The organism is Moritella yayanosii (assembly GCF_900465055.1).
GTDB classification, from domain to species: domain Bacteria; phylum Pseudomonadota; class Gammaproteobacteria; order Enterobacterales; family Moritellaceae; genus Moritella; species Moritella yayanosii.
The window spans coordinates 1,607,360-1,620,789 of record NZ_LS483250.1; the positions used below are offsets into that span (position 1 = coordinate 1,607,360).

The 13,430-nt window shown below is 41.0% G+C and carries 15 protein-coding genes; 3 read left to right on the plus strand and 12 right to left on the minus strand.

The window, feature by feature from the left end:
- Positions 1–4: 4 nt before the first annotated feature.
- From MORIYA_RS07295 to MORIYA_RS07325, 7 genes are all read right to left on the minus strand, one after another.
- Positions 5–898, minus strand: a complete 894-nt coding sequence (locus MORIYA_RS07295) for a metal ABC transporter permease (protein WP_112713960.1) — start codon at positions 896–898, stop codon at positions 5–7.
- Positions 892–1,746: a manganese/iron ABC transporter ATP-binding protein gene (locus MORIYA_RS07300; RefSeq protein WP_112713962.1), complete on the minus strand. Its 855-nt coding sequence runs from the start codon at positions 1,744–1,746 to the stop codon at positions 892–894. The genes MORIYA_RS07295 and MORIYA_RS07300 overlap by 7 nt, the downstream gene beginning before the upstream one ends.
- Complete coding sequence (locus MORIYA_RS07305) at positions 1,746–2,657, minus strand: metal ABC transporter substrate-binding protein (RefSeq protein ID WP_112713964.1); 912 nt, start codon at positions 2,655–2,657, stop codon at positions 1,746–1,748. The genes MORIYA_RS07300 and MORIYA_RS07305 overlap by 1 nt, the downstream gene beginning before the upstream one ends.
- 106 nt (positions 2,658–2,763) lie before the next feature.
- Entirely contained in the window at positions 2,764–3,039 is a 276-nt protein-coding gene (gene sodX / locus MORIYA_RS07310; protein WP_269461238.1) for a nickel-type superoxide dismutase maturation protease, read from the minus strand.
- A 17-nt stretch (positions 3,040–3,056) separates the two neighbouring features.
- On the minus strand, positions 3,057–3,560 hold the full coding sequence (sodN, locus tag MORIYA_RS07315) for a superoxide dismutase, Ni (protein WP_112713968.1): 504 nt from the start codon (positions 3,558–3,560) through the stop codon (positions 3,057–3,059).
- Between the two features lie 9 nt (positions 3,561–3,569).
- Positions 3,570–3,779, minus strand: a complete 210-nt coding sequence (locus tag MORIYA_RS07320; protein ID WP_112713970.1) for a hypothetical protein — start codon at positions 3,777–3,779, stop codon at positions 3,570–3,572.
- 157 nt (positions 3,780–3,936) lie between these two features.
- Positions 3,937–4,527: a DUF938 domain-containing protein gene (locus tag MORIYA_RS07325; RefSeq protein WP_112713972.1), complete on the minus strand. Its 591-nt coding sequence runs from the start codon at positions 4,525–4,527 to the stop codon at positions 3,937–3,939.
- Positions 4,528–4,656: 129 nt separating this feature from the next.
- Here MORIYA_RS07325 and MORIYA_RS07330 point away from each other — a divergent pair, with 129 nt between their 5' ends.
- Positions 4,657–4,872: a hypothetical protein gene (locus MORIYA_RS07330; RefSeq protein ID WP_006031421.1), complete on the plus strand. Its 216-nt coding sequence runs from the start codon at positions 4,657–4,659 to the stop codon at positions 4,870–4,872.
- Between the two features lie 35 nt (positions 4,873–4,907).
- On the opposite strand, the gene emrD is transcribed toward MORIYA_RS07330, so the two are convergent.
- The gene (emrD, locus tag MORIYA_RS07335) at positions 4,908–6,128 is read right to left on the minus strand and encodes a multidrug efflux MFS transporter EmrD (RefSeq protein WP_112713974.1); all 1,221 of its coding nucleotides are present in this window, start codon (positions 6,126–6,128) and stop codon (positions 4,908–4,910) included.
- A gap of 602 nt (positions 6,129–6,730) precedes the next feature.
- Here emrD and MORIYA_RS07340 point away from each other — a divergent pair.
- The gene (locus MORIYA_RS07340) at positions 6,731–7,069 is read left to right on the plus strand and encodes a universal stress protein UspB (protein ID WP_043994254.1); all 339 of its coding nucleotides are present in this window, start codon (positions 6,731–6,733) and stop codon (positions 7,067–7,069) included.
- A 50-nt stretch (positions 7,070–7,119) separates the two neighbouring features.
- Here MORIYA_RS07340 and MORIYA_RS07345 read toward each other — a convergent pair whose 3' ends face one another.
- Positions 7,120–7,530: a hypothetical protein gene (locus MORIYA_RS07345; protein ID WP_112713976.1), complete on the minus strand. Its 411-nt coding sequence runs from the start codon at positions 7,528–7,530 to the stop codon at positions 7,120–7,122.
- Positions 7,531–7,805: 275 nt separating this feature from the next.
- Between MORIYA_RS07345 and MORIYA_RS07350 the strand changes: the two genes are divergently transcribed.
- Positions 7,806–9,422: an AMP-binding protein gene (locus MORIYA_RS07350; protein ID WP_112713978.1), complete on the plus strand. Its 1,617-nt coding sequence runs from the start codon at positions 7,806–7,808 to the stop codon at positions 9,420–9,422.
- 30 nt (positions 9,423–9,452) lie between these two features.
- Here MORIYA_RS07350 and MORIYA_RS07355 read toward each other — a convergent pair whose 3' ends face one another.
- Genes MORIYA_RS07355 through MORIYA_RS07365 form a run of 3 tightly spaced genes read right to left on the minus strand, consistent with a single transcriptional unit; the run spans position 9,453 to position 13,321 of the window.
- Positions 9,453–10,865: an ATP-binding protein gene (locus MORIYA_RS07355; protein WP_232011551.1), complete on the minus strand. Its 1,413-nt coding sequence runs from the start codon at positions 10,863–10,865 to the stop codon at positions 9,453–9,455.
- Positions 10,852–11,550 (minus strand): response regulator transcription factor, encoded by a 699-nt coding sequence (locus MORIYA_RS07360; RefSeq protein WP_112713980.1) that lies wholly within the window; start codon positions 11,548–11,550, stop codon positions 10,852–10,854. Before MORIYA_RS07360 ends, MORIYA_RS07355 begins: the two co-directional genes overlap by 14 nt.
- 55 nt (positions 11,551–11,605) lie before the next feature.
- Positions 11,606–13,321 carry a COG3904 family protein gene (locus MORIYA_RS07365; RefSeq protein WP_112713982.1) on the minus strand — a complete coding sequence of 572 codons (1,716 nt, stop codon included), beginning with the start codon at positions 13,319–13,321 and terminating at the stop codon, positions 11,606–11,608.
- Between the last annotated feature and the right edge of the window lie 109 nt (positions 13,322–13,430).

The following is a 13,430-nucleotide window of genomic DNA, read 5'->3' on the forward strand; positions in this document are numbered from 1 at the left end:
TTGTCTAAATAGATTTGTTGTCATAAATAGGATTTAACCGCGCATTGCTAGACAGTGTTCGTCTCGCTTTAAACCGTGCGGCAAGATAACCATGCTTGGGTGCAAATACAAACGCCATCACAAAGACTAAGGTCTGCAATATCACAATGATCCCACCTGTCGCACCGTCAATGAAATAACTAAGGTAAGCACCCACAAACGAGCTTGTTGCACCGATAAATACACTGAGCATGATCACCCGAGAAAACCGGTCACTTAATAAATAAGCTGTTGCCCCAGGCGTCACCACCATGGCAATCACTAAAAATGCCCCCACGGTTTGCAACGCCGCGACAGTACATGCGCTGAGTAAGGTAAAGAAAAGGATCTTTAATGCATTCGGGTTTAAACCAATACTGCGAGCATGATTTTCATCGAAAAATACCACCATTAAATCCTTCCATTTGAGTATTAATACAAACAGTGAAATACCGGCGATTAACAGCAACTGTATTGTATCTGCAGGGGTAATAGCTAAAATATTGCCTAAGACGATGGTTTGAATATTCACCGATGTCGGCGCAAGCGATACCATGAACAAACCTAAGCCAAAAAATGAGGTAAAGATTAAGCCGATGATTGCGTCTTCTTTTAACTTGGTGCGTTGGCTTAAAAACAACATAGTGGTTGCCGCTAACCCCCCGGAGAAAAAAGCCCCTAACGCAAACGGTAAACCTAACATATAGGCTGCGGCGACGCCGGGCACGATAGCGTGTGATAAGGCGTCGCCAATTAATGACCAACCTTTCAACATTAGGTATACCGACAAAAAAGCACACACACCGCCCACCAGCGCACTAATAAAAATAGCATTGACCATGTAGTCATAACTAAATGGCATGAGTAATGTGTCTAGCATCGTTCCCTCACTACTGGTTTTTGCTCGCTCTCTCCATAAAGTACCACCGGACGTTCGTGATCTGAGAGTACTGTCACTTGCCTTCTATCATCATCTTCATGTAACTCATCACCCGCGAGAATGAAATGACGTAATACCCCACCAAAGGTTTTTTGCAAATTATCTTGGGTAAACACATCTTTGGTTAAACCAGCATCTAATATGGTGCGATTAATCAACACGGTTCTGTCGCAAAATTCCGGCACACTACCAAGGTTATGCGTTGAGACTAAAATCACTTTGCCTTCGCCGCGTAATTCACGTAATAACGCCATGATCTGCTCTTCGGTTTTTACATCGACCCCAGTAAAGGGTTCATCAAGTAAAATAACTTGGCTTTCCTGGGCTAATGCACGCGCTAAAAACACCCGTTTTTTTTGACCACCAGATAACTCACCAATTTGACGGTGTTTAAATTCGCCCATACTGACGCGATCAAGCGCCATATTGACCTTATCGTGATCATTAGGCTTGGCGATACGTAGCATATTCATATGCCCATAACGTCCCATCATGACCACGTCTTCAACTAGAATCGGAAAGTTCCAGTCAATTTCTTCACTCTGTGGCACGTAAGCAACTAGATTGCTTTTTAACGCCTTTTTTACTGGCATGCCCAAAATGTTTACCGATCCCTTAGCCAAAGTAACAAAGCCCATTATCGCCTTGAATAAGGTTGATTTACCGCTGCCATTGATGCCCACTAACGCCGTAATCGAGCCCTTAGGTAAACTAAAGCTGGCATTATATAATGCGGTATGACCGTTTCGATAAGTGACACTAATATCATTAACTTCTAATCCCATCATTATTGATTTAGTCCTTCGGCTATAGTACTTAGCGTGACTTTAAGCAAGTCAATATAAGTTGGTACGGGTCCATTAATCGCACTTAAAGAATCGACATACAATACACCCGCATAGCGACTACCGGTTTCACGCGCGACTTGCTGTGCGGGCCGAGCTGATACCGTACTTTCACTAAAAATTGCGACAATATTATTGGCTCTGATCGCATCGATGACTTTCCGCACTTGTTGTGGAGTGCCCTGTGCATCGGCATTGATTGGCCAGAGATAGAGTTCTTTCAAGTCATAATCACGCGCTAAGTAACTGAACGCGCCCTCGCTAGTGACAAGCCAGCGTTTGTCTTTTGGTAAGGCTGCAAGTTGCTGCTTAAATGGCTTAACCGCAGCGAGAATCTGTGCACCGTAACGCTTAGCATTTTGGTTATAAATAGCGGTATTACCACGGTCATATTTCACCAATGCTTGACGAATATTTTCAACATAAACCAAAGCATTATCAGCTGACATCCAAGCGTGAGGATTGGGTTTCCCAGAATAAGGGCCTTTCGCTATGCCCATCGGCACGATGCCCTCTGTGACCACAACACTAGGCACGTCGCGCAGATGATGAAAAAATTTATCAAACCATAACTCCAGATTAAGCCCGTTATAAATAATCAAATCGGCACCTTGCGCACGACGAATATCACCCGGCGTCGTTTGATAATTATGGATTTCAGCATCCGGCTTGGTTATCGATGTGACAATAGCAGCATCACCTGCAACATTTCTGACCATATCCGCAATCACAGTAAACGTAGTGACCACTTTAAATTTATGTTCCGCCTTTAAAGCAGAACTGGCCCAAACTGATGTGGATAAAAAAAGCGAGCAGAAGAGAAATGAGGTAGTAACACCAAACTGACGAAGCATGTTTATTCCTTGTTATTAATCCAATACCGATAATACTAACAAGGAATAAAAAACCTTTCAATACAAATGAGAATTATTATCATCAAGATGCGGCCTTAGATGCTATTTAAGGTGTAGGTCGAATAATAAACCAAACAATCCCTATCACTTGCTTGGAATTAATCGGCCCCATATCAAGCATAGATACACTGTTTTTATGCTCCCCACGTAACCATAAAAACCCTTGGTCATCAATATGAACAAGCGTTTTTATAATATCGCCATAACGGCTATGACGAATCTTAATAATCTGTCCTGGTTTTACCGATAACGAAGAACGCCAACCGTTAACCAAGACATAACTGCCTTCGGGAATACGAGGTGACATACTCGTCCCCCGCACTCGGCTAATATGAAAACCTAGCAATCGAGTTTAGGATAAATAAGTTGTTGCGCTGGCGGGTACGGGGATGTGGCGGTAAATGTGGTGATACCTTTGGTTGCCCAAAATATCTCGGCAAATCGATTTACTTTTACTAACAAATCCAATGTCGCAGCTTTATCGATATTCTGTTTAGCTTTAGACGCTGCGAGCATAATGCTATGAGTCAGTTCGTGTAGTTCTGGGAACTGTTCTAATTGCGGTTGTTTAATGTAATCGCCCCAAATAACCCGGATCTCTTCTTTCACTTTTAAACCATGCACTTCTTTCTCGGTGATCAAACGAGAAAATTGCGCTTGATCACTTAAACTAAACGAATCTTTACAGCCAAATTCATCCAATAAATCAACCATACGTATCATAGTGAGTACAGCTAACTGCGCCGAGATAGGATCATAGATCTTGCATGGAATATCACAATGCGCAGATACAGGACTAAATGACAATGTCTTATCCATTGCTGACACTAATTTAAATAACATACTTCCCCCTTATTTTTTTGTTGATTTGATGCGATTAGCACGACGAATACAGATCGCAGCATAGCCTGCGGCTAATAAAACGGGTGCGATCCAAAATAAATGAATGAAGCCTGATAGTGGATCACTGTGATCATGTCCTGAATGTGCCAAGACTATCGGGCTCGCTAAAGTAAGGGTTAAAGCGGTTAATGCTTTTTTGGTGGTGAGAGATTGAGTCATAAACATCCTGTTTAATAATGATTTACAAATGATAATGGTTCTTATTTATATTTGATAATCATTCTTAAGTAAAGAAGTTTTTCGATAATGTTATATTACGTTGTTGATATTTTTATTTTGATTATCGCCGCGGCTTAAGAAGGCGTTGACTTGTTCGCTAGGACTTAACAAACACTAATAACCGATTATTAGCGGGCATAGCGTGATCATCCCTTAATATCAGGCCCTGTTGATTTGCAAGTTGGTTAATCGCTTCAATATCGCGGATACCACGCTCAACATCGATATTCTTTAGCCACACGTCAAAATCGGCATTGCTTTGGCTGGTAAATTGCCCCTGATAATTAAACGGGCCATAAATACACAGTTTCCCACCTGATGACAAATGCTCACCAACACCCTGAAAGAAATTTTTAACTAAGGGCCAGCTAACAATATGTAAGGTATTTGCAGTAAAAATACCATCCACCTTGTCAATCGGCCAAGGTTGGTTTAGATCTAATAATATAGGGCGTTGTAAATTAGCCAAGGACACACTGTCTAGCCAACTGTGTATACCAGCATGATTACAGGCTAAATCGCTGGTTTGCCAAGTGATATGTGGTAATTTAGCCGCAAAATACACAGCATGTTGCGCACTTCCGGTACCAATTTCCAATATTCGCTGGGGTTGAGGAAACTCGCCAGTGAGTACACTTAAAATAGCTTGTTTATTATTTTCACAAGATTGTGAGAAAGGTTTTGTCATTTTTCACCTGTATCCGTTGTCCGTTACCATGATTACTCGCATTAACAGTTTAACTGATAATGCGAGTGATAAAAGGTTATCTCAAGCTATACTTTACGAGTAGCAAGCAACTAATGAGTGGAGCGAATCATGTTTTTTAAACATAGAGGCAATAACGATATGATAGAGGTGATAGGACAAGATGACCTTACTAATCTATTCCATAATACTGTATTAGGTCGTTATCAGGTTGGTGAAGAACAGCAAGACCCTGAATCATTTAATAAATCAGATTTGCTTTTCCTATCAGGCGAAGAGCTGCCACGTTGCTGGACCGATCCTCATTACCGAGAACATGAACATTAATTTAAACGGGAACTTCCTGTTCCCGCTGTATTCTTTTATAAGCTTGGTGTCATTGCAGCATCATTAGCGAAGCGACGACGCACCCAAAGTAGGCTAATCACCACTAAGGCCGCAGCCACCAGCATCACAGACCCAAGGTTAAATTGATCCTTTGCGCCCATTAAAGATGCAGCTAGCGTCGCAAGACCCGCACCTAAATTTTGCATACCACCTAAAATAGCGCCCGCTGTGCCAGCATGATGTGGGAAAGGCTGAATAGCCGCGGTCGTTGCTGCAGGGAATATAATGCCAGCACCAATAAACGACACAAACCCACCACCGATCAGCGATACCACAGTAACAAGTTCTGCAATACCGGGTATAAAAATAATCAAGGCACCAATGATCAGTGCCGCCATGCCAATATTAAATAGATGACGTTGACCGAGTCGCGCCGATAACGTGGCTGATAACCATGCACCCAATAAATACCCCGGCAGTGGTAATACAAACAACCAACTTACTGTGGTGGGATCGAGTTTTAACACGCTACCCAGTAATACCCCAGCCGCCGCTTCAAATACGGCAATACCCGCAAATGTCGCAATCAGGCAAAATACATACCCTTGGAATTGACGGTTACTCAGTACATAACTATAACTTGTCCAAACGCGTTCATTACGACGGTTTTCTTTCGGCAATGTTTCATCAAACATCACAAACATAGCTAATGTGACCATCGCGCCAAAAACCAATAGAAATACATAACTTGCATGCCAATCAAACGCCATTGACAGGTACCCACCAACAACTGGCGCCAATAACGGTGAAAAGATCACCCCCATGCTCACTAAGCTATTGGCTTTATGCAGCGCTGCGCCATCGTAGCAGTCACGTGTGACCGTTCGCGACATTGCGCCCGCACAACCCGTTCCTGAACCTTGGATAAAGCTGGCTAATAGAAACAATTCAAAAGACGATGCAAACAGCGCCCCTAACGTACCGAGTAAAAATATCAGCATACCCACCATGATCACAGGACGTCTGCCAATGCGATCTGATAATGGTCCATAAATAAACTGTGATAACCCATAAGGGATCAAGTAAGCAGCCATAACAGCCTGTAGATACGTAGGTTGAACAGCAAAATCGCTGGCCATTGCAACAATTGATGGCACATACATCGTTTGTGTCATTTGCCCAACAGCGGTCAGAATAATAATTAGAAATAGTAACTTTGCCATATTGGCAGAAGACGATTGTTGTCGCACAACCATACCCTCATAATAATATACGAATATAAAACGGTGATTAAGGCTAAAAACCGCAATAATTAGAGATAAACTCTAGTTGGATTGATAATGTAAAGATTGGTGACAGGCTAAATCCATATATGCAATATCTTACTCTGCATTTCAGGCGGAATAATAATCTTGAAAACACACGATCACAAGCAAAAACACAGTATTGATACCGTACTTTTTTACCTATGAATACATTAGTTTATCTAATGCTATTTAATGTCATGAGCGACGTAGAATTGCACAGTATTCTTTTTCTTCGTTATCGCACTCTTGCCCCAGCTAACCAGCGCCATTTCGTTTCACCTTCCCTTCGCTAATATCGACCATAATATGGACATATACCAAGCTCGCTCGTATAACCCAATAGCAGGACAAGATTATCGTTTCACGATTGCAGCACGACAATCACACCCAGAATTCCATTCAGCATTATTTACCGTAAATAGTGCTATTAAACAATATTAACGCTCCTTTTCAGGTTTACGGCTACCGAAAATTAGAATTTATATTAAACTCATTAAAGTAGGGTGAGCTATCAGTTGGACACGATGGAAGCACTCACTAAGGAGTATTATATGAATAATAGTGATCTCATCTTTATCGCATTTTCCATTATTACCCTGATCAATGTCGCACGGGCGGTGTCCTCGTTACGTTGCCTATTATATCGAATGAAAGATATTGATCCGCTACTTTACCAACGTGTTAATGGACGCGTTTTTTTTAATACTGAGGGCAATTACAGCAAACAAATGCAACTATTCCATTACATTCGCCGCAATGAACATTTGCATCATTTTGACGAATATTTTATTTATCGTTGCAACAAGGTAAAAAAAATATTTACCTTGGCCAGCTATCTCGTTGCAGCCAATATTCTCCTCATTCCGGCATTAATGTACCTCGATTTATAATATCGATACATTAACTATAAAATGCTGAATAACCTTTGCAGCGAGTATGCTTAAAAGTCTATTTTTATGCCTAAGCTCGCTTCTAACTTAATATCCACATCTTCCAGCACATACAAGCTCGGGCCAAGTTCGCCATAAAATATCACTTGCTCAAATGGCTGCTGAAAACCAATACCAGAGCGCACTGCTATTTTATGCTTATGGTGATCAACAATTTGGCCCCCTAAGAAAACATATAGAGGGGCCAATTTAGATTTATTCAATAATGTTGCCACACTGAAAGTCTGATCAACCGCAAAGCCAAAGTCTTTAATTCCTAAAGAGAATCGTAAGTTATCCTGCTGATACTGAAAACCTGACATAGGACTACCCAAAAATATACCCACTTGTTGTTTAGAAAAACTCTGCAATGGATAAATAAAAAACAGTATAAACATAGTGTTTATCATAACCTTAGTCATAAAAATTACCTATTGTCTAGCATATGCTGTGTGCATTAAATTAAAACGATATATAAGAGCCTAGTTGCTAACGGCTAAACCTGCTATTTAGCTGACGTTTAAAATGCATCTCGACTAAACCTACCAGTTAACCTATTTATAAAAATATCGTATTGATCGTGGCAATCCAAAAATTCAACAGTAATATAATAAAGCATACGACTGTTTAAATTTATAATTCAAATAAATTGCAGTTAAATGATCACAACCCAACTTAATGGAATAGGAAGAATTATATGTTATCGAATACTGCTATAGAAAAAATCGAATTGAATGGAATCAATTGTATTGCTGATTTGATACAAGACACATGTGAAGAATATGCGAATAAACCTGCTTATACCTGCTTAGGTAAAACCCTTACCTTTAAAGAGATTGATCAACTCTCTGCTGCCTTTGCATCTTATTTACAAAACCATACTGACCTAAAACCCGGTGATAAGATTGCGATCCAATTGCCAAGCATTACCCAATTTCCGATTGTTGCTTATGGTGCAACTCGCGCAGGATTAGTATTAGTCAATACCAACCCGCTATATACCCCAAGAGAGATGTTACATCAATTTAACAACTCTGAAGCCACTGCATTAGTTATCTTATCTGACCTACTACCCGCCGCAGAGAAAGTACTACCGGAAACCAACATCAAGACAATTATTACTACCCACCCAGCAGACTTACTCGAGCCACAAGAACAAGGCTCTACGCAACTAGACACCATTTCATTACTTGATGCTATTGCACTCGGTGAAAATAACCCTTACGTACCCGTTGCTTACCACATTGATGATTTAGCCATTTTACAATACACCGGCGGTACCACAGGTTTATCAAAAGGCGCAATGCTGAGCCATCGCAATGTATTAAGTAATACCATTCAAACCAAGCATCGTTTGGCCAACGAGATCGCAGAAGGCGAAGAAATACTGATATCGCCATTACCGCTGTACCATATTTATGCATTTAACATCACCTTATTACTGTACTTCAGTACAGGTGCTCACACCGTATTAATTCCCAATCCGCGTGATATGCCAGGCTTTGTAAATGCCATAAAAAACGTAAAATTCACCGCTATTTCAGGGCTAAATACCTTATTTGTTGGTTTATGTACCCAGCCTGAATTTAAAGCATTAGATTTCAGCCATTTAAAAATCACAACCTCGGGGGGCACCGCACTCACCAGCTCAACGGCCAAGATATGGAAAGAAGTGACTGGCTGCGACATTTGTGAAGGTTATGGCTTATCCGAAACATCGCCAGTTGTTACCTTCAATCGCCCAGGCGAAACCTTAGTAGGCTCTATTGGTGCCGCCTTACCTGGCACTGAGATTAAGCTACTTGATGACAATAATAATGAAGTCGCCGCGGGTCAAGCAGGTGAATTGTCAGTTCGCGGTCCACAAGTGATGCAAGGTTACTGGCGTAGTGAAGCAGCAACTGCCGAAGTCATGACTGATGATGGTTTCTTCAAAACGGGTGATATTGCAGAACAATTAGACAATGGTTATTACAAAATTGTTGATCGTAAAAAAGACATGATCATCGTATCTGGTTTTAATGTTTATCCTAATGAAGTTGAAGAGATCTTATCCAATCACACGGGTATTTTAGAAGCCGCCGTGATTGGTGTACCATCAGAGAAAACCGGTGAAGCCATTAAAGCCTTTATTGTCAAATCTCAACACAACCAAGATCTTAAAGAACAAGATGTCATTGCTCACTGTAAAGAATTTTTAACTGCATACAAGGTGCCGAAGCAAATTGTGTTTATAGGTGAATTACCAAAAACAGCGGTTGGCAAAATTCTACGACGCGAACTGCGTACTGTTGAGTTAACAGTGAACAATTAACAAGGTATCGTTTAATGTAAGCACTCAACGTCAGTTTGAGTGCTTAAATGTCACCACAAACAACGCCCCACCCAATTCACTGGTTTTAATTTCGATTTCCCCTTTCATGCTTTTAACCGCCGTATTCACAATCGCTAAACCTAAACCAAAACCACCCGTTTGCCGACTTCGACTGTTATCTAAACGGGTAAATGCATCTAATACTTGCTCACGTTGCAGTGGGCAAATCCCATCGCCATCATCTTCAACAATAATACAGCAATAAGCCGCATGCTTTTTAAGCGTGAGTTTCACGCGTGAGTCTGCGTATAAGCAGGCATTCTTGACGAGATTATCAATAATAAGCTGAAGGTAGCGCGGATTGCCATCAACACTCACCAAATCAACACTAGATGTAATGCATAAATGTGGATATTGGCGCTTAAATTCAGTTTCACGTGACGTCATCAACCCGCTTAAATCAATGGTCTTATTTATTGACGATGGATTATGTTCAATCGTTTGTAACATTAAAATATCATTAGCCAAAGCTTCCATTTCGACCGAATAACGACTTAAATCACGATGTAATTCCGTCGTATACTCGCTATGTTCTTCATCACTTAATAAACCCATCACCAATTGAATTCGCGTTAATGGGGTGCGAAGTTCATGCGCAATTGCATTCGCCATTACACGTTGTTGGTGCTGCGAATGCTGCAACGATTCAGCCATTTTATTAAAACTTGCTGCCATTTGATCCAAAGGTGCGGGAATTTTATCATTGACTCGGGTATCTAGATCCCCCTTTGCCAGCGCTAAACTAGCAGCGCTTAAGCGATAGACATGATTAGATATATTTCTAACGGTCAAATACAGTACTAAAGCGATACTTAAAAAGATAAAACCTAATAGAAATAACTCCGCATAATCATCTTCCCAATCTTCAGGCCCGTCTATCGGGTACATAGCTTCAGAACTATCAATGATGAGTAATAGTCCATCATTATGCGGAAGGATCACGGCAAGAAGATCATTTCCCTCATCATGTCTGTATACAAATACCCCCCACTTACCTATTCCAGCAGGTAACGGGGGATACTTTTTATTGGGTTCTATATCAACCACCTCTAATAACTCATGTTGTTGATGATAGAGTAATGCTTGTTTCATCGAGATATTTTCAATGGTAAAGCCAGTAAATCGGCTCAATAGATCAACCTCCATATTCCAGCGTTCGGTATCTTCGACAAAATCATCAAGTAACTTAGCCGCAAAACTCGCATCATGGACAAAGGTAATATCATCAAGGTTCTCGTAGTAATAATCCATCGATATACTAACAAGGACAATACTGCCAATAATGACAGCGGTCACACTTATATACAGCTTGAAAAAAAGTGTATTCGGCGAGTTTTCACTGATGAATTTCTTCAGCTCGGGAAACATATCATTGCTTAACAAACAGATAACCCTTACAACGAATTGTTTTGATAATTTGATACGGTGCCACATCATCTTTTATCTTTTTCCGTAAGCTTGATAAACGCATATCCAAGGCTCTATCTAGACCATCAAATTCAACACCTTTAAGTGCGCGATAACATTCATCACGACTGACGATCGTCCCAGCTTGTTTGGCTAAATATGCTAACATTTCATATTCTGCACCCGTTAAAATAACCTCTTCACCATCACGCTTCACCAAGCGTTTCAAGGTGTCAATGGTTAAACTGCCGGTATGATTCAGCGCACTATTGTTGTTCTTAGTTCTGTTTTCACGGCGTAAAAACGCTTCGATATGCGATAACAAAATGTGTGGTCGCAGCGGCTTGTGTAAATAACCGTCGGCGCCCGTATCTAAGGCTGAAACCTCGGATATTTCTTCACTGCAAGCGGTGAGCATAATAATAGGCCCGCTATAGTGCTCACGACTTTGCCTACACACTTCAATACCATTCATACCTGGCATCATAATATCCAATACCACGAGATCGGGTTGCAACCGGGCGATATCCGAGAGTCCATCAATGCCATTATTACTGAGCGATACTTGGTATCCTTTACTGCGTAAAAACATGTCGAGAAGGCGACAAATCTCTAAATCATCTTCAACAATTAAAATGTGTTTTTGGTCATTTTCTAACATGTTCAACGAAACCTTATGTCATTATAAATAAGTAAAATACAGGGCAACCAAGTGTTTAAGCGCTCGGTAAATTTAGCTCACTGTCATTAAATTCAATTTTCTGAATATTCATCAATTTATCCGTACCATTGCGGTTATTGACCTTATCTTGTATCAAGAACCCCATACCATCAGGATTAACGTCAAACTCAGATTGTAAACCATCAACTTTATACGTGTTTACGCCGCCTTTACCATCAATTTTGTTATCCCCTTGATTACCCATCAAGAAGTTATTTTGGCTATTGCCTGAGATATGGCTGTTATTGGTACCCGTTAAACGTACAGACTGCAAATATTGTGATTTGGCGGTATAACTTAATGCCGCGTCATAATCCAGATAGAAAGTACTACCCGCTGCAAAACTAGGGTCGATATCCATGGTCGTTGGAATATATTCAGGTAAAAATTCAGCAATAATTTTCTGTCCGTTGCTGTCACGCGCCGTTTGTAATGCACGTGAATTGCCCGTGTAACCATCCATACCCACGGGTAATCGTGCCCACATACCATAATATGCTTCAACTATGGCGGCAAAATATTCATGAGAAATACTATTGCCCGTTTCCAAGTCACCTTCAGCACGCCACTCTGCTAGTTGGTCCACTTCTGGGTTCCACACTTTATTTGTTAACGCGACCTCAGCTTGGTCCGCGATTTTCTTTTGCAATGATGCCATCGCAGGTGCTATACCTTGCGCTTGAGTCAAGTGTAATACTTCTTCAAAGGTTGCATCACGCGCAGATGATGGCGCAGCCAAGTAGCGGCTATCACCTTCTACAAAAATTTCGGTCGCGTATAAATCCTGACCAAACTTCGCTATTTTACTATTACCAAACTCCCCTTCCATGGCTTGCTCTGAGGCTGGTTCATCATTAAAAATAAATAATGACGCCCCTCTATTACCCATACTGTTTGCGACCAGTGTTTTCTTTACTGTCGCGGTATCGGTTAAATAAAACTCAAGTGTATTTCGAGCTTTAAGTAATTGTGCTAAAGATACCTTTGATTGAGCGAAAATATGAATCGCTTTACCATTGGGTGCTGTAACCCAAGTATAGCGATCAAATAAATCAGTAGCCGCTTGGCCAAACTGACTTGGCACAGCAAACACGTTAGCCTGTTCGTTGGCTGTCATCTCGCGTGTTGCAATGTCGTACTTGGCAATGTCTGCTGCACTCATCCAGTGAATATCATTAGCACTCGCTGCATTTAGCGTATACCAGTAAAAACTTGGATCAAAGCCAATTTTATTATAATACGTTAAATAACGTTGATGCTCAGGATGACTCGTCGGTAAGTTTTTACCTTCTGTACCACTCCCGTCCGCCCAAGAATGTACACCGATTCGAGCACTCGGATCAACAATACGCTCTACACCAGCAAGGAAAAAATCGGTTCCACCCGAAGCGATCATGGCATCGGCAGGTAGCATGGTTTTTAAATTTTTACTGCGTACTAACAATGACGCTTTTAAGTTCGCTTCATCATCTCTAGAACCGGGCACTTGCACCATCACAATAGTATCGACCTGTGGGTTTGCAGCGGTCATCGTATTTAACTGTGCAACAATATCGCTATTAATCTCGCCATTCATATAGGCTTTATTACCATAAACGGTGAATAACGGTGTTTTACCGCCCGAACTTGTTGATGAACCACTGTCATCTGAACTATTGCAGCCAGTCAATAATAACCCTAACAATACTGTGATACTGACGAATTTATTCATATGAATTCCTTTGCTCTATGACGTATAAATAACAACGCCATCATATAAAACGAAACATAAGCTTTCCGTCTCTAATTTGTCAGTTTTGTAAGCTTTGTAAGAGGTAATC